Consider the following 23,429-nt stretch of genomic DNA (forward strand, 5'->3'; position numbering starts at 1 on the left):
TTTTTTACCAATCTAAGCATTTTCTTTCTCCAAAAAAAGGACTAAATTTGAAGTTCAATTTTTGTATTTTTATAAAATTGCAATCACCTGATTTATAGCTATGTACTTAATATTCGATACCGAAACTACTGGATTACCGAAACGTTGGGATGCCCCAATTACCGACTCTGATAACTGGCCCCGCTGTATTCAGATCGCGTGGCAGCTGCATGACGAAATGGGACAATTGATCGAGCATCAGGATTATTTGGTAAAGCCTGACGGATTTAATATTCCGTATGATGCGGAACGTATTCACGGAATTTCGACCGAATTGGCTGAAGCCGAAGGAATCACGCTGGCCGAAGTTTTAGAAAAATTCAATATTGCCTTAAGTAAAACCAAATTTATCGTTGGTCAGAATTTAGGTTTCGACGTTAACATTATGGGTGCCGAATTTCATCGAATGGGAGTGGATTCTCCGATGAGTTCTATGCCTGTTTTGGATACTTGTACTGAAGTTACCGCTTCATTATTACAGCTTCCCGGTGGTCGTGGAGGAAAATTCAAACTGCCAACCTTAACAGAATTACACAGTTATCTTTTCAATAAACCTTTCTCGGAAGCACACAACGCAACTGCCGACGTTGAAGCAACCACGCGTTGTTTTCTGGAATTAATCAGAAGAGAGGTTTTTACCAAAGAAGAATTAGATGTTCCAAAAGATTATTTCAAGGAATTCCAGAATCGAAATCCGCAGGAATTTCCGCTGATCGGTTTAAAACATATCAATTTAAAAGCGGCTTCTGATAAAATCAGAGAGCAAATTAAAGCTTTACAATCTAATGACAGACAAACTGTAGTTTCAGAGTCTGATAAAGCAGATTTTAAAGCGGCAAAATATTCGCATTTGCACAATCATACACAGTTTTCGGTTTTACAATCTACTATCGGAATTGGGAATATTGTTTCGGCTACAGCCAAAAATGGAATGCCGGCCGTTGCCATGACAGATACCGGAAACATGATGGGGGCTTTTCACTTTGTGAGTGCCGTTATGAATCATAATAAAACGGCTTCTGCAAAAAATAAAACTTTGGCTGAAGCTGGTGAAGAACCTGCAGAAACTGAAATAAAACCAATTGTAGGCTGCGAATTTAATATCTGTGAAAACCATTTAGATAAAAGCAAAAAAGACAACGGAAATCAGGTTGTGCTATTAGCCAAAAATAAAAAAGGCTATCACAATCTGGCAAAAATGTCATCAATTGCTTTTACAGAGGGATTTTACTATGTTCCGAGAATTGACCGAAAAGTTATTGAGCAATACAAGGAAGATATTATGGTTTTGTCCGGGAATTTATACGGAGAGATTCCAAGTAAAATTCTGAATATTGGTGAAAACCAGGCTGAAGAAGCTTTGATTTGGTGGAAAGAACAATTTGGAGATGATTTTTATCTGGAAGTCATGCGCCACAATCAGGAAGATGAGAATCGTGTCAACAAAACCCTGATTGAATTTGCCCAAAAGCACAATGTCAAACTAATTGCAACTAACAATACTTTTTATTTAAATAAGGAAGATGCCAATGCACACGATATTTTATTGTGTGTAAAAGACGGTGAAAAACAAGCTACGCCAATTGGTCGAGGCCGTGGTTACCGTTACGGGTTGCCCAATCAGGAATACTATTATAAGTCGGAGGAAGAGATGAAAAAACTCTTTTCCGATTTGCCGGAAGCCATTATTAATATTCAGGAAATTGTAGATAAGGTTGAGATTTATTCGCTTTATCGCGATGTATTGCTTCCTAAATTTGATATACCGGAAGAATTTATCGTTCCCGAAGATGAAGCTGATGGCGGTGTAAGAGGTGAAAATAAATATTTGCGTCATCTGACAATGGTGGGAGCAAAAAAGAGATATGGCGAGATTACAGAATCTATTCAGGAACGTTTGGATTTTGAATTACTTACGATTTCGAATTCCGGATATCCGGGTTACTTTTTGATCGTTCAGGATTTCATTGCCAAGGCCCGGGAAATGGATGTTTCGGTAGGACCGGGACGTGGTTCTGCGGCTGGTTCTGCAGTGGCATATTGTTTGGGGATTACGAATATCGACCCGATTAAGTACGATTTGCTTTTTGAGCGTTTCCTGAATCCCGATCGTGTATCCATGCCAGATATTGATATCGATTTTGATGATGAAGGCCGTGGCCGTGTTATGGATTACGTAATCAATAAATACGGAAAAAATCAGGTAGCGCAAATTATTACGTATGGTAAAATGGCAACCAAATCAGCGATTCGTGATACGGCTCGTGTTTTGGATTTGCCTTTATTTGAAGCCGACAGAATTGCAAAACTGATTCCGGGAATGATGCCGTCCAAATGGAATCTGGCGCGTTTTATTTCTGAAAGCGAAGACGATATCAAAAAAGCACTTCGTTCTGATGAATTTGATAATATTAAGGAGTTAATCGCTATTGCCAACGAAGGCGATTTGGCAGGAGAAACAATTCAGCAGGCCAAAATCCTTGAGGGATCGATGCGAAATACCGGTATTCACGCCTGTGGAGTAATTATTACGCCATCGGATATTACGAATTTCGTTCCGGTTACCACCGCAAAAGATTCTGATTTGTATGTAACGCAGTTTGATAACTCGGTTGCTGAAAGTGCAGGATTGCTGAAAATGGACTTTTTGGGTCTGAAGACTCTTACCCTAATAAAAGATACCGTTAAACTGGTAAAATACAGAACCGGAATTGAGCTGGATCCGGATACTTTTCCAATTGATGATCCTGAAACGTATGCGCTTTTCCAAAGAGGTGAAACAGTTGGAATCTTCCAATATGAGTCACCCGGAATGCAAAAATACATGAAAGATCTGAAGCCCACGGTTTTTGGAGATTTAATTGCAATGAATGCCTTGTATCGTCCGGGACCTTTAGAATATATTCCATCTTTCGTCCGAAGAAAAAATGGGGAAGAAGAAATCAAATACGATCTGGATGCCTGCGAAGAATATTTAGGAGAGACTTACGGAATCACGGTTTATCAGGAGCAGGTAATGCTTCTGTCCCAATCGTTGGCTGGCTTTACAAAAGGTGAGGCCGACGTTTTGCGTAAAGCGATGGGTAAAAAGCAAAAGGACGTTCTGGATAAAATGAAGCCTAAATTTGTAGAACAGGCTGCGGAAAAAGGCCATGATGCCAAAATTCTGGAAAAAATCTGGAAAGACTGGGAAGCTTTTGCGAGTTATGCCTTCAATAAATCACACTCGACATGTTATGCATGGATTGCTTACCAAACGGCTTACTTAAAAGCGCATTATCCTGCAGAATATATGGCGGCGGTACTTTCGAATAATATGAATGATATCAAACAGGTGTCATTTTTTATGGAAGAATGTAAACGTATGGGATTACAGGTTTTAGGACCTTGTGTCAATGAATCATATTATAAATTTACCGTAAATGATGATTACGCTGTCCGTTTTGGAATGGGAGCAATTAAAGGAGTAGGTTCGGGAGCTGTAGCAACTATTGTGGAGAGCAGAAAAGAGGCAAGATATAAATCGATTTTTGATCTGGCAAAGCGAATTGATTTGCGTGCCGCTAATAAAAAAGCAATTGAAAACCTGGCTCTTGCCGGTGGATTCGATTCCTTTGAAGGAACTACAAGAGCACAATATTTTCATGATGATGGCGACGGGATTACGTTTTACGAAAAAGCGATTCGTTATGGATCTAAATTTCAGGAAAACGAAAATTCATCGCAGGTAAGCTTGTTTGGAGAAGCGAGTGAAGTTCAGATTGCAGAACCTGTTGTGCCTCCGTGTGAAGACTGGAGCACTATGGAAAAACTGGCTAAAGAGAAAGAAGTTGTCGGGATTTATATTTCCGGACATCCGTTGGATGATTTTAGATTTGAAATGAAATACTTCTGCAATGCACGATTGGAAGCATTAAAAAGTATGGAATTATATGTGGGTAAAAACCTGACTTTTGCCGGAATCATTAATAACGTACAGCATCGCGTTGCTAAAAACGGAAAAGGCTGGGCGATGTTTAACTTAGAAGGTTATGATGAAAGTTATGAGTTCAGAATTTTTGGTGAAGAATATTTAAAGTTTCGTCATTTTCTGATTCAGAACAATTTTGCTTTCCTTAAAATCTTAATAAAAGACGGTTGGGTAAATCATGATACTGGCAAAAAATCTGAGCCGAGAATGCAATTTGTTGAGGTGAAACAATTGCAGGATGTCTTGGAAACATTTGCGAAGAAATTAGTTTTATTATTGAATATTAAAGATCTGCAAACCGAATTTATTCATAAGCTGAGTCAATTATTTAATGAAAATAAAGGAGATAATTCAGTGACTTTTGAAATCATGGAACTAGAAAAAATAAAACGTCTTGTTGAAGTTGAAACGCCAACCGAATTTGAAGAAACCGAAGATGTTGTCTTTGAACATGAAACTGAAAATGAAGATATAGAAACAGCTCTCAATGAAACTAAAATTCAGGAAGTTACTGAGGTCGAAGAAATAAAAGTAGTAACCAAATTAACAATGCCAAGCCGTAGGTTAAAAGTCAAAATTTCAACTGAATTGTTACAGGAGCTGGAAAAAATGCAGGTTAACTTCAAATTAAATTAATTTTTAATAGTTAAAATTTAGAGGGATATATTTTTTTTAAGTTAAAATTATGCACGCATAGTAATTTATAATGTCATTATTTTTTAAATCAATAATAATAGCCCATAGTATGGGAATGTTGTAAAAAAATAAATTTTAATTATTATAAGTTTGCATTAAATTAACAAAGAAAAAATTATGAAAAAGCATTTATTTTTAATCGGATTAATGATTTGCTCTATGGCCACAATGGCGCAAACAGAAAGTGCAGATAAACCGGAAAGCTGGTATTTTAAATTAGGAGGATCATACTTCATTCAGACTGCGGCTACTGATTTCCCAATTATTTCAGGAACATTACCTAATAATGATGTCTACGCAGCAGATGGTACAACTTTGGTTTCAAGAGAAACTAATCATGGATCATTCGGGGAAGGATTCCGCACAGGATTGACTGCCGGATATCGTTTTTCGACACGTTTTGGTGTAGAGGTAGGATTTAATTATTTCAATGGTAATAGTAAGACAATGGCACAGGCAACACATAAATATGTGCCTAATCCTAATAATGTACCAATTTTTGTAACAGGTAGTGCAGAAGGAAAAATTGAAGCGTTTGATATAGCACCTGCACTTGTAATGTTTTTAGGAGAGGCTCATGGTTTTGAACCATATACTAAAGTTGGAGTTATTGTTCCTGTTCACGGAACATTAGAAATTGAAAGCAATAGAGCATTTACAACACCTGCCGGAGTTACCAATACCTATACTAAAGATGTTGTGAAACCTAAACCAACCGTAGGTTTTATGGCGGCTATTGGTACTTCCTATAAATTAGCAAATCGTATTTCCGTATTTGCAGAGATTGAGTACCGTAATTTTACTGTACATGGTGACACTAAAGAAACTGAAGTCTATACTGAAAATGGAGTTGACAAATTGTATACTCCAACTACTTTTAGAGCAGATGCTTCTTACTCAGCAAGCCATGTTAAATATGTTGATGAATTGACTGCGAAATCAAATCACTATTTATTTAATCCTAATACAGCAACAACAAATATAGAAAAAGATACAACCAGACCTGATGATGCAATGAACGATATTAGTTCTTATGTTGGAATTAGTGGTTTAGGATTAACTATAGGTCTTAAATACAGTCTTTAATTCTTAAGGGAATTTAAGATATAAAAAAGAGGGTATTCATAACGAATACCCTCTTTTTTATATCTTTAAAATAAATTACTTTACTTCCTTAATCGCTGAGGCATCAATCCATCCTTCAGTTCCGTCAGTTAATTCGATTTTTTTCCAGTTTTCTAAAGTTTCTTTTACATATACTTTTGCCCCTTCATGTAATAAGAAAATACTTGATCCTGCTTTTTGAGGTTCACTGCGCACTTCAGCCATTTCAGCAAATACAATTGCCGGAAGATCGTTATCATAATGGCTTTTTTCCGTTATTCCGGCTGAAACGCTTAATAGTAATGCGAACAAAAGAATAAACATTCCAATGAAATAAATTCTTTTTGAAAGTGTAAGCTGTGAAAAATAATATCCAATAAAACTCAATAGAAATGTAAACGCTATTCCGATTGAAATCCAGGCCCAGGTATTATAATTAAAAATACCGGTAAAGTTCTGGATCAGTTTTGCAAAACCTACTTTTGGAACATCTTTAATTTCGTCTATAGTGAGTTTTTTGGCAAACTTTAAATTGCTTAAAGTTTCTGCATCATTTGGTTTTAAGACCAGAGCTTTCTCATAATTATAAATCGAAGGAGCTACTTTATTGAGTTTGTAATAGCAGTTTCCTAAATTAAAATACAACTCAGCCGAATGTTTTTTCTCTTCTTTAAGTATGCTTTCATATTCCTGAGCAGCTTGTTTGTATTCCCCTTTTTGATATAATGCATTCCCTTTTTCAAAGCTGCTTTGAGCAAAGAATACCTGAGAGATGAATAGAAAGAGATATAATATGTTTTTCATTTGTTTATGTTTTTCATTTTGTCAAGTTGAGCGGAGTCGAAACTCAAATGTTCATCCCGACTCCGCTCGATTTGACAAATGATTATAATGTATTCAATTAAACAATTTGCTTTTCCAATTCAGAAATGATCAAAACAGCTTTGTCATAATCCTGCTGAATAGATGCGCTTGATGCCGGAGCATAACGTGCAAACTCACAATTTTCAGTTAAGTTGATAAAACTTTGAACTGTTTCCGGATTTGAGTTTCTCGATAATAATAACTCCCGGATATTGTCTTTGCTCATCTCCGAAGTTTCAATATGCAATTTAGCTTTCAGAAAATTGTGCATTGCTTTTTCCAGGGCAATATAAAACGGCTCTTTATTATTAAGCTGTTTTTTGGCTTCAGATAGATATTTCCTTGCCAGTTTATTATTCATTTTGATTCGGTTACCGGTTACATCACTGTCAATTGCTTCTTTTTTCTTCTTGGCAATTACAATAATTGGTAAAATCACGAAAGGCAATAATAATAATCCGTAATATAAATCAGAACCATAAAAATCATCTTTAGCTATAGGAACTAAAGTGGTTCTTGATTTGATATATTTAAACTGCTCTGATTTTGTAATCACATTTTTTGATGAATTTGATGCAGCTGCTTCAGCCTGCATTGGTCCATCCAAGACATCAATCATAATTTCCGGTGACGTTATGGTCTTATAACTGCCCGAATTTAAATCGAAATAGGAGAATTCCATAGGCTTTATAGCATATTTTCCTTTGTATTGAGGAATAATCGTATACTTATCTGAAATTTTTCCACTCATTCCGGCAAGCGATGTAGTCACTTTTTCATCATGAACAGGATCGTACATCTCTAATGCATTTGGAACAACCGGTTTAGGTAAAGTAAATAATTTCATATTTCCGGTTCCAGTTGCACTGACAATCAAATCAAGACTTTCTCCATTTTTCAAAGAAGTTTTTGAAGGTGTTACCCTGAAATCAAATTTACCCACAGCACCCGTAAATCCAACAGGTTTATTTGTTTCCGGAAGTGCTTTTACATAAATTGTTTTGGCACCCGCAGATACGACTTTGTTTCCTTCAGTAATAATCATCTGACCAAACATATCACGACGATTTGTTGGCAGCTGAACACCTATGTCTAAAGAAAGAGGCTCAATAGTAAGTTTTCCCGATTTTTGAGGATATAAAATCGTCTTTTTTAATACCACAAAATAACATCTTTCTCCTTTATAGCTTCCTTCTTCAACAACTAATCGTTTGATTTCTATGTTCTGATTCCAAAAGTCATTGTATTTCGGTTTTGATAATTCCTTAAAACCGGTTACGCCAATATTATTGAAATATAATTTGTAAACTGCCGTAATAGGTTCGTTTACATACGGATTTGTTTTTGAAATCTCTGCTACCAGATTCAATGTTTCATTTCCTGATCCTTGTTGCTGTTGTGCATTAGGATCTCTTTCCTGAGCTACGGCATTGGTAACCGTTATTTTTATAGGGGCCGTTCTGTAGATCTGTCCGTTATATTCAATGGAAGCTTGTTTGATGGTAACGGTACCTTTTTGATTTGGTAATAAAAAATAAGAATAAATTTTCTGAAAAGAACTTCTTCCATTTACCCAGGACTGACTTATTTGCTGGCTGGGACCGGCAACAATTCTAAAACCGTCAAAAGATGGCTGTTCAAAATTGTCTCCGTCAACATTCATAATAAAGTCGATGCGAAGTCTTTCGTTAAGTCCAAGTGTATTCTTGCTTACTCTGGCTTCAAATTGAACCTGAGCCATAAGCCCCTGAAAAGTGAATAGTAATAGAATTAAATATTTTTTCATTTAATTTTTTAATTGTTTGTTTTAACAATTTAGTAATGATTATTATATTTCTTCTTTGTCAGGCTGAGCAGAGTCGGAAGCTCGTTATGTTATGAGCCTTCGACTCTGCTCAGGGTGACAATTGTTTTAAAGAAAAAGTGTTTACCAGTCTTTTTCTGCTTTTTTAGGATTTGCTTTTACTTTTTGTGCGTTTACTTTATCCTGTATTTTCTTTTCTTCGTTGTTTACGGCATCCAGTAAGTTCTGAACACGTTCTTTTGAAATTCCTCCGGGCATTGGTTTTGGTTCACCTTTATTATCTGACTTGTCATCTTTTTTAGGATCGTTTTTACCGTCTTTTTTATCCTTGTCCTTGTCTCCCTTATCGTCTTTCTTTTGGTCGTCTTTCCCGTCCTTTTTATCTTTATCCTTATTGTCCCCGTCTTTTTTCTGATCGTCTTTTTTGTCGTTCTTCTTATCCTTATTTTTGTCTTTATTTTTGTCGTTTTTCGGAGGATTTTCTTTTAATTTTTGTTTCGCCAAAGCATAATTGTAGCGTGTTTCATCATCAGTCGGATCATTGCGCAATGCTTGTTTGTAAGCTTCGACCGCTTGCGTATAATCTTTCTCTTTCATAAAAACGTTTCCCAAATTATGAAATGCCTTGTGTTTCTCAGGTTTGGTTTTTGCATTTTTAATGGCTTTACCATAAGCAAATTTAGCTTCAGAAACCTGATTTTGTCTATAAATGGTATTTCCTAAATTATAAGAGGCTGTAGCTTTTTTTGGAAATTTTGATTGCGAAATCCTGTAATTTGCTTCAGCATCAACAAATTTATTCTGTTTATATTCTTCATTGGCATCAGGCAATGTTTTGTCTTTCTCCTGAGCTGAAACTGCCAAAGAGAAGGTTAGTAAAATATAAAGAAGTAAATTTTTCATTCTGATTTTTATTTTTTTTGTTCCAAACTTATTAAGAACAATTATTTTTTTTCGTTAAATAAATTCAACTCGTTTATCCAGTTTGTTTTTTTCTCTAACAGAAAAATATCCAAAAACAATAATAAAAAGGCAAAACCCAAAAACCATTGAAATTGTGATTGAAAGTCAGCCATTTGTGTTGCTTCAAACTCTGTTTTCTGAATATTGTTTAATGCATTTTTTATATATTCCAAAACTTCTTTAGTACTTCCGCCATAAACGTAACCGCCTTTGGTAGCTTTTGCAATAGCTTTTAATCCTTCCTGATTCAGTTTTGTAATTACAGTTTCACCGTTATTATCTTTTTGGTAACTCTCGACAACACCATTTCTTTTTAATGGAATGGTGCTTCCTTTTTCTGTTCCGATACCAATTGTAATGATTTTCATTCCAAATTTATTGGCTTCTTCAGCTGCGGACTCAGCACCTTCAGAATGGTCTTCACCATCAGAAATCAGAATTAATAATTTGCTTGTCTTGCTTTTTTCATCAAAATATTTTGAAGATAAATAAATAGCTTCATCCAGTGAAGTTCCCTGAGATGAAACCATATCAGGACTCATACTCTGCAGGAACATTTTTGCTACACTATAATCTGTTGTAATTGGTAAAACCGGAAAAGCACTTCCTGCATACGCGACAATTCCTATTCTGTCGCTTCCTAACTGATTGATAATTTGCGAAACCAATTGCTTACTTTTTTCTAAACGGTTTGGTGCTACATCTTCAGCAAGCATACTTTTTGAAACGTCAACAGCAAAAACAATATCAATTCCTTCGCGTTTAACGGTTTCCATCTTTGTTCCGATTTTTGGATTAACTAATCCTATAATCAAACAGGCCAATGCCAAAAGGAACACTATCAGTTTCAAAACCGGTTTAAAAACAGAACGCTCAGGGCTTAGTTTTTTTACCATTTCCAAATCACCAAATTCGCGCTGTTTTTTTCTTTTCCAATACATATTAAAAAGAAAAACACACACCACAATGGGGATGATAAATAATAGATATAAATATTTTTTTTCGTCTAATTCCATTTTAAATTTTAGATTTCTGAATTTAGATTTTAGATTTTTACATCTAAAATTAAATGAAGCTTCTGTAAACCGTGTTTCGTAATCCTATTTCCAACAATAATAAAAATCCTGACAGAAGTACAAAAAACCTGTATTTTTCATCATAATCGTAGAATTTTAACTCTTGTATTTCTGTAGTTTCCAATTTGTTGATCGAATTATATATTTGGGCTAATTTATCATTACTGGTAGCCCTGAAATAAGTTCCGTCAGTTTTTCTGGCAATACTTTTTAATAATTTTTCGTCAATTTCTACTTTTTGCATTTTAAATAAAAATCCGCCATTTGGAGCGTAGGCATAAGGAAATTCAGCCATTCCGTTTGTTCCAATTCCAATAGTATATACTTTTATTCCGTATTGTTTCGCAATATCCGAAGCCGTTTCAGGTTCAATAAAACCGGCATTATTTACACCATCAGTCAATAAAATAATTACCCTGCTTTTTGCTTTACTGTCTTTCAATCGATTTACTGCCGTTGCCAAACCCATTCCGATTCCGGTTCCGTCCTGTAAAACATTGTCATATTTTATACCTTTTATTGCTTCAAGAATAATTGCCTTATCACTTGTTACCGGTGTTTTAGTATATGCTTCTGAGGCATACACAACCAATCCGATTCTGTCATTCGGGCGCTCAGTGACAAAATCTGCAGCAACTCTTTTTAAAGCCTCCATACGGTTTGGTTTTAAGTCTTTTGCGAGCATACTTCCGGAAACGTCAATTGCCATTACAATATCAATTCCTTTGGTAGTTTTAGTCTGATTGCTGATATCAACAGTTCTTGGCCTTGCTAATGCAATAATTAGAGAACATAATGCAATGATTCTAAAAACATATAAACAAGGTTTTAGCCTTGTTAAAAGTGATTCTGAATTTTTAAAACCTTGTATTGAACTTATTTTTAAAGTAGCTGATTGTTGGTTGCGTTTCCAGAAAAACCAAATGATTGCAATTGGAATTAATAAAAACAGCCAAAAAAATTCCGGATTCAAAAAAGTTATCTTCTCCATTAGTTACTTGCTTTTTTAAGTTCAACAGAATTTAGAATTCTGTCCGAAATATCATTAGCATACGTGTCACCCTCTTCATGAAATATTGCAATTTGCTGCAAACCGCCATCTTGTTTGAACAGTAAGACTTCATAATAAAGTTTAGTGCTGGATTTCAGGTTCTCATTAATATAGGTAAAAGTTCCGTAGCCTTTTATGCCTGTGATTCCTTCTTTGGTCTCAAAATCTTCTTGTTTTACAATCATATTTTTTGCCCCCTGAGTTTCGATTATTTTTAAATTACCTTCCAGTGCTTTTGATAAGTCGATTTCGGTTGGATTTTTAAATTTTGATGTCGAAACAGTCACATAGAAATTATCAAATAAGCTTCCGTATCCAAAAAGCTGCATTTCTTTTATAAGGGCCATTGCTTCTTTTGGTAAAACTTTCTGGGTATCTAATCGTTTTAAAACCCTGGGAGTTTCAATTAAGATACCAGGATTTCCATACTCACTTTTTACCCATTCTCCTTCCAGTAATTCTTTTGTTGGATGTCCAAAAACATTGTCTTTTACATAGTTGAAGCCTTTAGTAACTATAAAAAATGTAGTAGTTGCAGTAAGTAAAAAAACTACTGTACCAACAGCAATTGCAATGCGTTTGTTTCTTTTTTTCTTTAATTGAAGTTTGATCTGCTTCTGCTTCTGAGCTTCATTTAATAATTGATCTTCTTCTTCAGCAGGAATTTCTGTTGGAATTGCGTTATCAAGCGTTAAGATTGCCTTTTGAATTTTATTTCTGTCTTCAGTAATTTCAAATTCTAATGGCTTGGATTTTGCAAATTTCACTAAATCCGCCTGTCTTAAAACACGTTCCAGATTTTCAACAGTTTCAGGCGTTAAACTCATTTTCTTTTTTGCAGAAGCTGACTTTATTCCCTGAATCAATTCAGATGTAGTGCTTTCCATAGCCGGAATCTGAATGGCTTCTTCAATATAATTACGTGCAATATCTGTTAATTCACTATAATATTCTTTTATTTCGCCTTTTTGCCAAAGTTCTTTTTTCTCCAGATTATTTAATAAACTTGTTGCTTTCTCGATAGGTGTTTTATAAACTTCCTCTTCAATTTTTTTCTTTTGGTGTTTTTTGAGAAACCAATAGATAAAAACACCAATTCCGATAATGATTACAAAAATTAAAATATAAATCCACCAGCTCCCAATTCCACTGTTAACAGAAGAAATGTCTTTGATGTCATACATTTTTTGTTGTAACGTATCTACTTTAATATTTGTAACCTCTACACGTATAGAGTCTGATAAAAAAGGTTTTTTATCAATTAAAACTTTAATACATGGAATAGTATATCTTCCTGAATCAAATTGGGTTAAACCATATTTTTTGATCAGCTCGTAAGTATCATTTTTCTTAACCGTATCAATTGGATAGGATTCGATTACCTCTAAAGCGCCAATGTTCTTTAATTTAGGAAAAACAACTTTAGATTTTGAACTCACCACAGTTTTAAGCGTTAGCTTGAATTCAGCTCCAATTTTATTTTTTGTGGTATCAACACTTGTTTCTACCTGTTTTTGTTGTGCAAAAACAACTGTAGAAAGTAAAAATAAAAATATGTAAAATTTTAATTTCATTTGATTTTTGATTTCAGATTTTAGTCTAAAATGAATGCTTAAAAATGGAACACGGATGACTCAGATTTAAGCGGATTGTTGTTTTTGTAATTTTTTGGCAGAGATAAATTAATTGATTTTCAAAAAAATGTAAAATGTAAAATCTGCAATCTAAAATTATATTTATCTCGATTTGAAATAGCCTAATAATTTGGTTACGTAATTCTCGTCAACTCTTGTATTTACAACTCCAGCACCGGATTTACTAAAAATTTCCTTGAAATAATTGACTCTCTCCTGATAATGTTTTTCGTAATTCATACGCACCGATTTAGAACCTGTATTTACCAATTGAATTTTTCCGGTTTCGGCATCAAGCATTGTTACCATTCCTAAATTTGGGATTTTTTCTTCTCGGATATCGTATACACGAACACCTGTAATGTCGTGTTTTTTAGAAGCGATCTTTAAAGTTTGTTCGTAATTCTCAGACATGAAATCAGAAATCACAAATACAATAGCTTTCTTTTTTTGAGTTCCCGAAAGAAACTTCAGGGCCTGGGCGATATCTGTTTTTTGACTTTTCGGCTCAAATTCGATTAATTCACGAATGATTCTCAAAACATGTGAACGGCCTTTTTTTGGCGGAATGTACAATTCAACATTATCAGAGAATAAGATTAATCCAATCTTATCGTTATTTTGTGTAGCCGAAAAAGCCATAGTTGCCGCAATTTCGGTTACGATGTCTTTTTTAAATTGGCTTTTTGAACCAAAACCTTCAGAACCGGAAATGTCAACCATTAACATCATGGTCAGTTCGCGTTCTTCTTCAAAAACTTTTACATGGGCTTCATTATAGCGTGCGGTAACATTCCAGTCAATGTTACGAATATCATCGCCATATTGGTACTGACGTACTTCGCTAAAAGTCATTCCACGCCCTTTAAATGAAGAATGGTATTCTCCTGAAAAGATATGATTGCTCAGTCTTTTGGTTTTGATTTCTATTTTCCGTACTTTTTTTAAAAGCTCTTTTGTATCCATTTTTGATTTGGTTTACGGTTGTTGGTTGTTAGTTAATGGTTTTGAGGCCATCAACAAAAAACAATCAACCATCAACTTTTTAAGGTACTTCAATCTCGTTTACGATTTTGTTGATAATGTCTACAGAAGTAATGTTTTCGGCTTCAGCCTCATAAGTTATCCCAACTCTGTGACGTAACACATCATGTACAACAGCCCGAACATCTTCCGGAATTACATAACCACGACGTTTGATAAATGCGTAACATTTTGCTGCATTAGCTAAATTGATACTTCCACGTGGTGATGCTCCAAAACTAATAAGTGGTTTTAGGTCGGCTAATTTGTATTTTTCCGGATAACGGGTTGCAAAGATGATATCTAAGATATATTTTTCGATCTTTTCGTCCATATAAACCTCACGAACAGCTTCTTGTGCACGCAAAATTTGTTCAACTGAAACTACCGGATTTACTTTTTCGTAACTTCCTTTTAAGTTTTGACGAATTACAAAACGTTCTTCATCTATTTTTGGGTAGTCAATTACCGTTTTCAACATAAAACGGTCAACCTGAGCTTCAGGAAGCTGGTAGGTTCCTTCCTGTTCAACAGGATTTTGAGTTGCCAATACTAAAAACGGACGATCCAGTTTGAAAGTAGTGTCGCCAATAGTAACTTGTTTTTCCTGCATTGCCTCTAATAAAGCCGATTGAACTTTTGCCGGAGCACGGTTAATCTCATCTGCAAGTACAAAATTGGCAAAAATTGGCCCTTTTTTAATCGAAAATTCATTTGCTTTGATGTTGTAAATCATTGTACCAACAACATCGGCAGGTAATAAGTCAGGAGTAAACTGAATACGGCTGAAAGAACCTTGCACTGCCTGCGACAAAGTATTTATCGCTAAAGTTTTGGCCAGTCCGGGAACACCTTCAAGTAAAATATGCCCTTGTCCCAAAAGCCCGATTAATAAACGTTCGACCATATGTTTCTGGCCCACAATAACTTTGTTCATTTCCATTGTAAGAAGGTCTATAAAAGCACTTTCTCTCTCAATTTTTTCATTTATCGCTCTAATGTCTAAAGTCGTTGTATTTTCTTCCATATAAATATTTTTAAAACCTTGATTTTTATGCCTAACTTTTGAGAGTGCAAATTGAATATTTTTTGAGAAGTAAGATGTTAAAGAATGGTTAAAACTTCGACCAACGACCTAATTTTAAGGACGAATTGTGATTCTATTTTTATATTTTTAAGAACTTTGATGATTATGCTTTATCCGCACATAAATATCATTGAAAATAACATAATAAAAACATGAGTAAAACACTATTGTCACCTATAATTTCAGGCACTATGAACTGGGGTGTGTGGGATAAAAATCTTACAAACAGCGAGATGGAAAGTACCATACAGCTTTTTGTCGAAAATAAAATTACTACTTTTGATCATGCCGATATTTACGGATCATATACTACCGAAGCAGACTTTGGGGAAGCATTTAAATCGAGTAAAATTTCGCGGGAAAAAGTGCAGTTAATTACCAAATGCGGTATTCAGATGGTTGCTGAAAATCGTAAAAATAAAATCAAACATTATGATTATTCTAAGGAATATATTGTTTGGTCTGCAGAGGAATCCCTTAAGAAATTAAAAACAGATTATGTAGATGCTTTCTTGCTGCACAGACCGAGTCCTTTAATGCAGGCAGATGAAATTGCCGAAGCAGTTGAAAAATTAAAATCGGAAGGAAAAATTATTGATTTTGGCCTTTCGAATTTTACAAGTTCTCAAACTGAACTGATCCGCCAGAAAACCGAGATAAGTTTTAATCAGGTACAGTTTTCGGCAACCCATTTTGAAGCTATGACTGACGGAAGTTTTGATTACATGCAAATGCACAAAATCAGACCATTGTCATGGAATCCGCTTGGGACTGTTTTTAGAGAAGATACCAAGAAAACACGACGCTTAAAAAAATTACTTTCTACTCTGGTTGAAAAATATCATTTAGGATCTGATACCCTTTTACTTGCCTGGATTTTAAAACATCCGGCAGGAGTTATTCCGATTGCAGGAACTGTAAATGTGGCCAGGATTCAGTCATTGATTAAAGCGGTAGAATTGGATTTGGATAAGGAAGACTGGTTTGCCATCTGGACTGAAAGCATGGGTAATGATGTGCCTTAAAATAATTAAAAGATCAAATAATAATAATTGAAATTAATAGGGATGAAAAAAACAGTTTTAATTACTGGAGCTACAAGCGGAATCGGAAAAGCTACGGCTCAAATATTTGCCAGAAATCAATATAAAATTATTATTTGCGGAAGACGTAAAGAACGATTGACGGAATTGGAAAATGAACTTTCAGAGTATACAGAAGTACATTCTTTAGTTTTTGATGTTCGTGATAAAAACGGCGTTCTTGAAAGTATAAAATCATTACCGGAATATTTTTCTGAAATTGATGTTTTAATAAATAATGCAGGGAATGCACATGGATTAGACCCAATTCAAAACGGAGATTTAGATGATTGGGATGCAATGATAGACATTAATGTAAAAGGACTTTTGTATGTTTCGAAAGCGATTATTCCTCAAATGACTGAAAGGAAATCAGGACATATAATTAACATTGGATCAACAGCTGCAAAAGAAGTTTACCCGAACGGTAATGTCTATTGTGGGTCAAAACATGCTGTTGATGCTATCACTCAGGGAATGCGAATCGATTTGAATCCATACGGAATAAAGGTAGGAGGTATTCATCCCGGATTAGTTGCTACAGAATTTAGCGAAGTACGTTTTAAAGGTGACGTTGACAGGGCTTCAAATGTTTATAAAGGGTTTGATCCGTTACAAGCTGAAGATATTGCTGATATAATTCATTTTGTGGTGTCAAGACCGTATCATGTTAATATTGCGGACTTAGTTGTTATGTGTACTGCGCAGGCATCATCAACGATTGTAAAAAGGGATTAATTATTGTTTATTTCTATTATTTATTCATTATAAAATATGGCGAATTATAATTCTTTTGAAGAAATGGTAATTTATCAATTGGCGAGGGAACAAAGTAATCAGGTTTGGAGTTTAATTTTGACTACAGCTTTAGGACAGGATTATAAGTTGAGAGAGCAAATAAACGATCTTCGGGTTCCGTTATGGATAATATAGCAGAAGGGTTCGGTCGTGGAGGGAATAAGGAATTTATAACTTTTTTAAGTTATTCAAGAGGATCGTGTTGTGAAACTAAAGCTCAATTGCAAAGATGCTTTGATAGAAAACATATTGATGAGATACTTTTTTTAGAATTAAATACTAAAGCTCAAATTATAATTGATCAGATTTCTAAGTTTATGAATTATTTGAAAACTTCAGATAAAAAAGGGTCAAAATATGATTAGTAATAAAATGAATGTGTTAAATATTAGGCAGTAAGAAGAATAAATAATAAAAAATAATCAATTATTGATATGATCAATAAGCGCCTTTTAATAAAAAACCTGCTCGCTCATAATGATGAGAGTAGTTTTTATGATAAGAAGAGGCAGCTGAACTTGCATTCGCGTGAAGGAAAGGCAAAATTTCTAAAACACATTTGTGCTTTATCCAATTCAAATCCAACCAATAACTCTTATATCGTTGTTGGTGTTGAAGATCAGGACAATGAAATTGTTGGAGATGATTTCTTTGACGATAGCCGAATTCAGAATCTGGTAAATGCTTTTCTTGAAAATCCTCCTAAAATTCAATACGAAAATGTACCATTTCCAAACCTTCCAAAAGATAAAGTGATTGGATTGGTAACTATTAAACCCAAAAGTAAAGTATCCTGTTTCAAAAAAGGAATCCATACAATTCCTGCTAACAGTGTTTTTATAAGACGGGGCAGTAATTCGGTTCCTGTTGAAGGTGAAATTGAAAAGAATTATCAGAATACCGAAACGGTTATCGGTATCGAGAATAGTTCCCGAAACAGTATTCAATACACACTTGACGGTGTATTTGATTTTATGAATTTCAGGCATAAAGATATGTCGCCTAAATATCGTGTTTTTAAGGAATTGTTTGTAATCTGCTGGGCTGGCGTCCCTAAAAAATCGAGGGATAAGACCTTTCTTTCCCGTGTAGATATTGAATTAATCAACGAACAGATAAAACTTTTTTATTCGGCTCAGGATGTGGTTACGATTGTGTTTGATGATGATAGTTTTACTATAACTGAGTATGTTCCGTTAGGATTAAATGATAAAACAAGTTATTATCCTCTGGAAAAACAAACCATACATTTTTTTGATAACGGCTATTATAAAATTGATCGTGAGATGCTTTTTCAGCCTCCGGAATTCAATAAAAGAATGCTGTTTCATATTTATAATTCGAATATAGCATTACTTCAAAAATTGCAAAAAGGATTTCCTTTGTCAAACCGTGAATCAAAAGATTTAGAAAACCTTCCTTCAACTTTTATGATTTGTTATTTAAATGGCTTTGATGATGCCAAGCAAAAACTGATTGATGCCAAATTGCTTTTAAAACCATTCGGACAGGTGTATTTGTCGTTTAAAGAAGCATTACGAATTTTGCGAAAAATGAAATATGATTTTCAGGAAGGTTCAAAGTAACAAAGGTTTTTCTGTATAGGCACACTGCAGTGCGTATAACTTTGGCTCAATTATTTTTATTTGAAATTCAAATCATTGATATTTCAAATATTTACTGATTTTATTATAGGGAAACAGAATGTCTTTTGGCCCATCAGCATATGAGGCAGCTTCATACGAATTGTAATATAAGAGCAGGCCGTCATTAGTATAAAAAATATTTTGAGGCAGCTGAAAAGTATCTTTTTCGAACATCAGGCCAGTAACGTTTATATTTGCTTTGGCTGGAATTTTATATTTGTTTCGAAATTCTTTTTCGGCGAAAGCCCTGAATTCTTTTTCGTTTTTAAAAAGCTGATTGTTAAAAATGGTTTTTCCTGTTTTAGGATTAAATAATAAGGAACGAAATCCCTGATAGCCGTGTGCTCCGCCTGTAAAAGTATAATAATCGATTTTGATGTTTAAAATTTGATCTGATTGGTATTCAATATTTCCTTTGATTTTTGCCTCCCAACCAAAGGTTTCATCTGGAAATTTTTTATGCATTTCTTCGTATGAAGTAATAAAAGAAGTAGCAAGATTGTTATAATCTTTTACTTCTGAAGGTTTTTCTCCAAAATAAACAATTTCTTTTACAACGTTTAATATTTTTTTATTGATGCTGTCTGCTACAACAGGAATATTTTTTGCAATAGGAATATCGATTATGATTTGAGGACAATCTGCTTTGCAAGGCAAAGAGGATTTTTTATTAAATGTTTCATTCTTAAATGAAAGTTCTTTGTTACAGCTAATGAATATCAAAAACAAAAAGACTAAAAAAGCATACTGTTTCATATCTAAAAGTGTTAATTATATACAAAGGTAAGAAGTTGCATCAGGATTAGAATAAATTAAACGGTAAATTTGTACAATATTCAAGTGTTTAAAAACTGTAACTATATGAAATTCAATACTAAAGTAATACATGGTGGTCAGCATCATGATCCAACTACAGGAGCGGTAATGCCTCCCGTTTATCAAACTTCAACTTATATTCAGACAAGTCCGGGACAGCCTTTAGGTGATTATGAATATAGCAGAGCATCAAATCCTACGCGTACAGCATTAGAAAATGCTTTGGCAAGTATTGAAAACGGAACCCGTGGTTTGGCATTTTCATCAGGTCTGGCTGCAACAGACTGTATTTTGAGAGCATTTAAAGCCGGAGACGAAGTAATTGCCATGGATGATTTATATGGCGGGACTTACAGAATGTTTACAAGAATTTATAAAGATTCCGGAATTAAATTCCATTTTGTAGATATGACAGATATCACAAAACTGAAGTCTTTGATTAACGAAAACACCAAATTGGTTTGGGTTGAAACCCCTACGAATCCGTTAATGAAACTGGCAGATATACAAGAAATTGCCAAAATTACCAAAGAGCATAAAATTTGGCTGGCAGTCGATAATACTTTTGCAACTCCCTATTTGCAAAAACCACTTGACTTAGGTGCTGATATCGTGATGCATTCGGCCACAAAATATTTAGGAGGACACTCTGATGTTATTGCAGGCGCATTAATTGTAAAGGATGAAGCTTTAGGAGAGCAATTGCATTTTCAACAATTTGCAACCGGTGCTACACTCGGCCCTATGGACAGTTTTTTGGTTTTAAGAGGAATAAAAACACTTTCCTTGAGAGTTCAAAGACATTGTGAAAATGGAGAAAAAGTGGTAGATTTTTTAAGCAATCATCCCAAAATAAAAACTGTTTATTATCCTGGCTTAAAAAACCATCCTTATCATGACATTGCTAAAAGACAAATGAAGGCTTTTGGCGGAATGGTTTCTTTTACTTTTGTTTCAGGTAAAAAAGAAGATTCAATTGCATTTTTAGAAAAGCTGAAAGTATTTACTCTTGCAGAATCTTTAGGAGGAGTGGAATCTTTAGCAAATCATCCTGCTTTGATGACCCATGCTTCAATTCCGGCTGATAAAAGAGCGGAAGTAGGTATTACTGATGACTTGGTTAGATTAAGTGTTGGTATCGAAGATGCAGAAGACTTAATCGCCGATTTAGAGCAGGCCTTAGCATAAAAAAACAAACCCCAATTTTTACAAAAATTGGGGTTTGTTTTTATTAATATTTTAATTCTTTAAAATTCTAAATAATGAGAATATCCTAAATTGAACCAAACTTGTGAATCATTTGATTTATTCTCTTTGTAAAGATCTTTGTTGGGATTTAATCCGTCAATCCAATCTGAATCAAATGCCTGATAACGTATTTCAAAGATTAAATCATTCATTTCGTTTAATTTATAATGAACTCCGACCCCAAGTAGAGCCGAAATTGTAAGACCACTTTCGGTTGCAAAACCATACTGATGCCCATCTGAAGGGGTAAGATATTTATCGATAGTTGTACTTTCTAATCCTAAGGGACCCAGAGAAGAATTGGCTTCGGTGTTATAATAGCTAGCCATAACCCCCAGACTTATATAAGGGGATAGGCTCCCTATATTGTTTTCAAAATCGTGGGTTGTTGTAAAAGGAGTAAAGTTTAATTGGGTGCCAACATTAAACAAAGAAGTTTTTCCGTTCATAGCTTTTAGTTTTTCTTTTCCGGCAGAAGGTTTTCCTTCAACCCAACGGCCAAAATGTTGAAAATCTGTTTTACTAAAGGAAATCTCAGAACGAAGTTTAAAATGTTCATTGAAAAAATAATTTCTATTGGCAGCTGATGAAAAATTTAAAAAATGAACTACTCCAATTCCAAATCCTGTATTACCCAGGTTTGTAGAATTATCGTGTCTTTGTCCATAATCAGACTGAAAAGCTACGGGGCCAAATATCACACCCACTTCATGGGCTAATTGTGCATTTGTTATCGTAGTAACGCCAAATATTGTAAAAAGTGTAAGTGCTATTTGCTTGAACATGAGTTTTTGTGCTTTCAGATCAGGGACAAATATATAAAAAACATAGACGATTTGAAATAATAAATTCTTCAATTAAAAAATAAGCATTAAAATACTTAAAATGATAAGTATAATAAAGGATTTTTATTGGAAATGAACAGTTGTAAAAGCTGATTTTAAGATTGTTTGAAAAATATATAATTCCGATAAAAATGTTATAAAAATTATTATTAATTATGATTTTGATATACCTTTGTTTTAAATAACGAAAACGTTTTCTTGGACGGATTTCCTTATTTAATCAACCAAATACTGGTTGTTTTAAATAATTTATTTCAAAAAATAATGGAACAAAAAATAAATGAATTTATGGCTCTTGTGGAGTCAAAAAACCCAAATGAACCTGAATTTCTTCAGGCTGTCAGAGAATTTGCAGAAACAGTAATTCCATTTATTGCCGAACAAAAAAAATATGATGGAAAAAACTTACTTCTTAGAATTGCTGAGCCGGAGCGCTCTATAATATTTAGAGTTCCTTGGGTTGATGATAAAGGAGAAATTATTGTAAACAGAGGTTTTAGAATTCAGATGAATTCAGCAATTGGGCCTTATAAAGGAGGAATTAGATTTCATCACACAGTAAATTTATCAGTTTTAAAATTTTTGGCTTTTGAACAGGTATTTAAAAATAGCCTGACAACACTTCCAATGGGTGGTGGAAAAGGTGGCTCTGATTTTGACCCTGAAGGCAAATCTGATGGTGAGGTTATGCGTTTTTGTCAATCATTTATGACAGAATTGTGTCGTCATATTGGGCCTGATTTAGATGTTCCTGCAGGAGATATTGGTGTAGGGGCCAGAGAAATTGGTTACTTATTTGGCCAGTATAAAAGAATAAGAAATGAATTTACCGGTGTATTAACCGGAAAAGGGATTGCTTATGGGGGGTCATTAATAAGACCTGAAGCAACTGGATATGGAGTGGTTTATTTTACAGACCAAATGTTACGTACTATCGGGCATGAAATAAAAGGAAAAATAGTATCAATTTCCGGATTTGGAAATGTTGCCTGGGGAGTTGCCTTAAAAATAAATGAATTAGGAGGGAAGGTAGTTACAATTTCCGGGCCTGATGGTTATATTTATGATGAAGAAGGAATTTCAGGAGATAAAATTGAACATATGCTTGAGATGAGGGCAAGCGGTGATAACAGAGCTGAGGTTTATCTTAAGAAATATCCAAAAGCTGTTTTTCATAAAGGAAAAAGCCCATGGGAAGTAAAAGTTGATATTGCTATTCCGTGTGCTACTCAAAATGAATTAAATGGAGAGGATGCTAAAAAGCTTATCGATAATGGTGTTTTATGTGTGACTGAGGCAGCAAATATGCCGTCTACGTTAGATGCAATTAAACTGTTTTTAGATAATAAGGTATTATTTGCACCCGGTAAAGCTGCAAATGCAGGTGGGGTTGCGGCATCCGGGCTGGAAATGACACAAAATTCAATTCGTTTAAACTGGACAAGTGAGGAAGTAGATTTAAGATTAAAAGATATAATGGTCGGAATTCATAACCAATGTAAAAAATACGGTATTGGTAAAGATGGCTATGTTAATTATGTAAAAGGAGCAAATATTGCAGGGTTTGTCAAAGTAGCTGATGCTATGCTTGCTCAGGGAGTGGTGTAAATTTACTATAAAAATAAAAATGCCTTCATTCATTCTTTTAGAATAGAATCGAAGGCATTTTATGTTTTTAGGTTA

The 23,429-nt window shown here is 34.4% G+C and carries 19 protein-coding genes; 9 read left to right on the top strand and 10 right to left on the bottom strand.

Annotation, left to right across the window (positions count from 1 at the left end; genetic code table 11):
* Nucleotides 1-100 precede the first annotated feature (100 nt).
* Together dnaE and ACEN92_RS15960 are read left to right on the top strand one after the other, a co-directional pair.
* Nucleotides 101-4,645, top strand: a complete 4,545-nt coding sequence (gene dnaE, locus ACEN92_RS15955) for a DNA polymerase III subunit alpha (protein ID WP_495639332.1) — start codon at nucleotides 101-103, stop codon at nucleotides 4,643-4,645.
* A gap of 177 nt (nucleotides 4,646-4,822) precedes the next feature.
* Nucleotides 4,823-5,791: an outer membrane beta-barrel protein gene (locus ACEN92_RS15960; RefSeq protein ID WP_495639333.1), complete on the top strand. Its 969-nt coding sequence runs from the start codon at nucleotides 4,823-4,825 to the stop codon at nucleotides 5,789-5,791.
* Between the two features lie 75 nt (nucleotides 5,792-5,866).
* Here ACEN92_RS15960 and ACEN92_RS15965 read toward each other — a convergent pair whose 3' ends face one another.
* From ACEN92_RS15965 to ACEN92_RS16000, 8 genes are all read right to left on the bottom strand, one after another.
* A complete protein-coding gene (locus ACEN92_RS15965) occupies nucleotides 5,867-6,613 on the bottom strand; it encodes a tetratricopeptide repeat protein (protein WP_495639334.1) in 747 nt (248 codons plus the stop codon).
* A 97-nt stretch (nucleotides 6,614-6,710) separates the two neighbouring features.
* Nucleotides 6,711-8,459, bottom strand: coding sequence for a BatD family protein (locus tag ACEN92_RS15970; RefSeq protein WP_495639335.1), 1,749 nt, complete (start codon nucleotides 8,457-8,459; stop codon nucleotides 6,711-6,713).
* Between the two features lie 141 nt (nucleotides 8,460-8,600).
* Nucleotides 8,601-9,380, bottom strand: coding sequence for a tetratricopeptide repeat protein (locus tag ACEN92_RS15975; RefSeq protein WP_495639336.1), 780 nt, complete (start codon nucleotides 9,378-9,380; stop codon nucleotides 8,601-8,603).
* 41 nt (nucleotides 9,381-9,421) lie between these two features.
* The gene (locus ACEN92_RS15980) at nucleotides 9,422-10,456 is read right to left on the bottom strand and encodes a vWA domain-containing protein (protein ID WP_495639337.1); all 1,035 of its coding nucleotides are present in this window, start codon (nucleotides 10,454-10,456) and stop codon (nucleotides 9,422-9,424) included.
* A 49-nt stretch (nucleotides 10,457-10,505) separates the two neighbouring features.
* Nucleotides 10,506-11,507 carry a vWA domain-containing protein gene (locus ACEN92_RS15985; protein WP_495639338.1) on the bottom strand — a complete coding sequence of 334 codons (1,002 nt, stop codon included), beginning with the start codon at nucleotides 11,505-11,507 and terminating at the stop codon, nucleotides 10,506-10,508.
* Nucleotides 11,507-13,141 carry a hypothetical protein gene (locus ACEN92_RS15990; RefSeq protein WP_495639339.1) on the bottom strand — a complete coding sequence of 545 codons (1,635 nt, stop codon included), beginning with the start codon at nucleotides 13,139-13,141 and terminating at the stop codon, nucleotides 11,507-11,509. Before ACEN92_RS15990 ends, ACEN92_RS15985 begins: the two co-directional genes overlap by 1 nt.
* Before the next feature lie 162 nt (nucleotides 13,142-13,303).
* Complete coding sequence (locus tag ACEN92_RS15995; protein WP_495639340.1) at nucleotides 13,304-14,167, bottom strand: DUF58 domain-containing protein; 864 nt, start codon at nucleotides 14,165-14,167, stop codon at nucleotides 13,304-13,306.
* Between the two features lie 79 nt (nucleotides 14,168-14,246).
* The gene (locus ACEN92_RS16000) at nucleotides 14,247-15,251 is read right to left on the bottom strand and encodes an AAA family ATPase (RefSeq protein ID WP_007807095.1); all 1,005 of its coding nucleotides are present in this window, start codon (nucleotides 15,249-15,251) and stop codon (nucleotides 14,247-14,249) included.
* A gap of 212 nt (nucleotides 15,252-15,463) precedes the next feature.
* Here ACEN92_RS16000 and ACEN92_RS16005 point away from each other — a divergent pair, with 212 nt between their 5' ends.
* The 5 genes from ACEN92_RS16005 to ACEN92_RS16025 all read left to right on the top strand — a co-directional run bounded on the left by ACEN92_RS16005 (nucleotide 15,464) and on the right by ACEN92_RS16025 (nucleotide 18,777).
* The gene (locus tag ACEN92_RS16005; RefSeq protein WP_495639341.1) at nucleotides 15,464-16,336 is read left to right on the top strand and encodes an aldo/keto reductase; all 873 of its coding nucleotides are present in this window, start codon (nucleotides 15,464-15,466) and stop codon (nucleotides 16,334-16,336) included.
* A gap of 42 nt (nucleotides 16,337-16,378) precedes the next feature.
* The gene (locus ACEN92_RS16010; protein WP_495639342.1) at nucleotides 16,379-17,131 is read left to right on the top strand and encodes an SDR family NAD(P)-dependent oxidoreductase; all 753 of its coding nucleotides are present in this window, start codon (nucleotides 16,379-16,381) and stop codon (nucleotides 17,129-17,131) included.
* A gap of 36 nt (nucleotides 17,132-17,167) precedes the next feature.
* Nucleotides 17,168-17,326 (top strand): hypothetical protein, encoded by a 159-nt coding sequence (locus ACEN92_RS16015; protein ID WP_495639343.1) that lies wholly within the window; start codon nucleotides 17,168-17,170, stop codon nucleotides 17,324-17,326.
* Nucleotides 17,314-17,556, top strand: a complete 243-nt coding sequence (locus ACEN92_RS16020; protein WP_495639344.1) for a four helix bundle protein — start codon at nucleotides 17,314-17,316, stop codon at nucleotides 17,554-17,556. Before ACEN92_RS16015 ends, ACEN92_RS16020 begins: the two co-directional genes overlap by 13 nt.
* Before the next feature lie 69 nt (nucleotides 17,557-17,625).
* Entirely contained in the window at nucleotides 17,626-18,777 is a 1,152-nt protein-coding gene (locus ACEN92_RS16025) for an ATP-binding protein (RefSeq protein ID WP_495639345.1), read from the top strand.
* Between the two features lie 72 nt (nucleotides 18,778-18,849).
* Here the strand turns inward: ACEN92_RS16025 and ACEN92_RS16030 are convergent, their stop codons facing one another.
* On the bottom strand, nucleotides 18,850-19,593 hold the full coding sequence (locus tag ACEN92_RS16030) for a DUF3298 and DUF4163 domain-containing protein (protein ID WP_495639346.1): 744 nt from the start codon (nucleotides 19,591-19,593) through the stop codon (nucleotides 18,850-18,852).
* Between the two features lie 105 nt (nucleotides 19,594-19,698).
* On the opposite strand from ACEN92_RS16030, the gene ACEN92_RS16035 reads away from it, so the two are divergent.
* The gene (locus tag ACEN92_RS16035; RefSeq protein WP_495639347.1) at nucleotides 19,699-20,841 is read left to right on the top strand and encodes a cystathionine gamma-synthase; all 1,143 of its coding nucleotides are present in this window, start codon (nucleotides 19,699-19,701) and stop codon (nucleotides 20,839-20,841) included.
* A gap of 59 nt (nucleotides 20,842-20,900) precedes the next feature.
* Here the strand turns inward: ACEN92_RS16035 and ACEN92_RS16040 are convergent, their stop codons facing one another.
* Nucleotides 20,901-21,686, bottom strand: a complete 786-nt coding sequence (locus ACEN92_RS16040) for a THC0290_0291 family protein (protein WP_495639348.1) — start codon at nucleotides 21,684-21,686, stop codon at nucleotides 20,901-20,903.
* A gap of 324 nt (nucleotides 21,687-22,010) precedes the next feature.
* Between ACEN92_RS16040 and gdhA the strand changes: the two genes are divergently transcribed.
* Complete coding sequence (gene gdhA / locus ACEN92_RS16045; protein WP_495639349.1) at nucleotides 22,011-23,354, top strand: NADP-specific glutamate dehydrogenase; 1,344 nt, start codon at nucleotides 22,011-22,013, stop codon at nucleotides 23,352-23,354.
* The last annotated feature ends 75 nt before the right edge of the window (nucleotides 23,355-23,429 follow it).

Source organism: Flavobacterium sp. Flavsp81, assembly GCF_059491325.1.

Excerpts from the sequence above, each read along its gene's own strand:
- dnaE (WP_495639332.1), top strand. The coding sequence starts at position 101 with ATGTACTTAATATTCGATACCGAAACTACTGGATTACCGAAACGTTGG.
- ACEN92_RS15960 (WP_495639333.1), top strand. The coding sequence starts at position 4,823 with ATGAAAAAGCATTTATTTTTAATCGGATTAATGATTTGCTCTATGGCC.
- ACEN92_RS15965 (WP_495639334.1), bottom strand. The coding sequence starts at position 6,613 with ATGAAAAACATATTATATCTCTTTCTATTCATCTCTCAGGTATTCTTT.
- ACEN92_RS15970 (WP_495639335.1), bottom strand. The coding sequence starts at position 8,459 with ATGAAAAAATATTTAATTCTATTACTATTCACTTTTCAGGGGCTTATG.
- ACEN92_RS15975 (WP_495639336.1), bottom strand. The coding sequence starts at position 9,380 with ATGAAAAATTTACTTCTTTATATTTTACTAACCTTCTCTTTGGCAGTT.
- ACEN92_RS15980 (WP_495639337.1), bottom strand. The coding sequence starts at position 10,456 with ATGGAATTAGACGAAAAAAAATATTTATATCTATTATTTATCATCCCC.
- ACEN92_RS15985 (WP_495639338.1), bottom strand. The coding sequence starts at position 11,507 with ATGGAGAAGATAACTTTTTTGAATCCGGAATTTTTTTGGCTGTTTTTA.
- ACEN92_RS15990 (WP_495639339.1), bottom strand. The coding sequence starts at position 13,141 with ATGAAATTAAAATTTTACATATTTTTATTTTTACTTTCTACAGTTGTT.
- ACEN92_RS15995 (WP_495639340.1), bottom strand. The coding sequence starts at position 14,167 with ATGGATACAAAAGAGCTTTTAAAAAAAGTACGGAAAATAGAAATCAAA.
- ACEN92_RS16000 (WP_007807095.1), bottom strand. The coding sequence starts at position 15,251 with ATGGAAGAAAATACAACGACTTTAGACATTAGAGCGATAAATGAAAAA.
- ACEN92_RS16005 (WP_495639341.1), top strand. The coding sequence starts at position 15,464 with ATGAGTAAAACACTATTGTCACCTATAATTTCAGGCACTATGAACTGG.
- ACEN92_RS16010 (WP_495639342.1), top strand. The coding sequence starts at position 16,379 with ATGAAAAAAACAGTTTTAATTACTGGAGCTACAAGCGGAATCGGAAAA.
- ACEN92_RS16015 (WP_495639343.1), top strand. The coding sequence starts at position 17,168 with ATGGCGAATTATAATTCTTTTGAAGAAATGGTAATTTATCAATTGGCG.
- ACEN92_RS16020 (WP_495639344.1), top strand. The coding sequence starts at position 17,314 with ATGGATAATATAGCAGAAGGGTTCGGTCGTGGAGGGAATAAGGAATTT.
- ACEN92_RS16025 (WP_495639345.1), top strand. The coding sequence starts at position 17,626 with ATGATCAATAAGCGCCTTTTAATAAAAAACCTGCTCGCTCATAATGAT.
- ACEN92_RS16030 (WP_495639346.1), bottom strand. The coding sequence starts at position 19,593 with ATGAAACAGTATGCTTTTTTAGTCTTTTTGTTTTTGATATTCATTAGC.
- ACEN92_RS16035 (WP_495639347.1), top strand. The coding sequence starts at position 19,699 with ATGAAATTCAATACTAAAGTAATACATGGTGGTCAGCATCATGATCCA.
- ACEN92_RS16040 (WP_495639348.1), bottom strand. The coding sequence starts at position 21,686 with ATGTTCAAGCAAATAGCACTTACACTTTTTACAATATTTGGCGTTACT.
- gdhA (WP_495639349.1), top strand. The coding sequence starts at position 22,011 with ATGGAACAAAAAATAAATGAATTTATGGCTCTTGTGGAGTCAAAAAAC.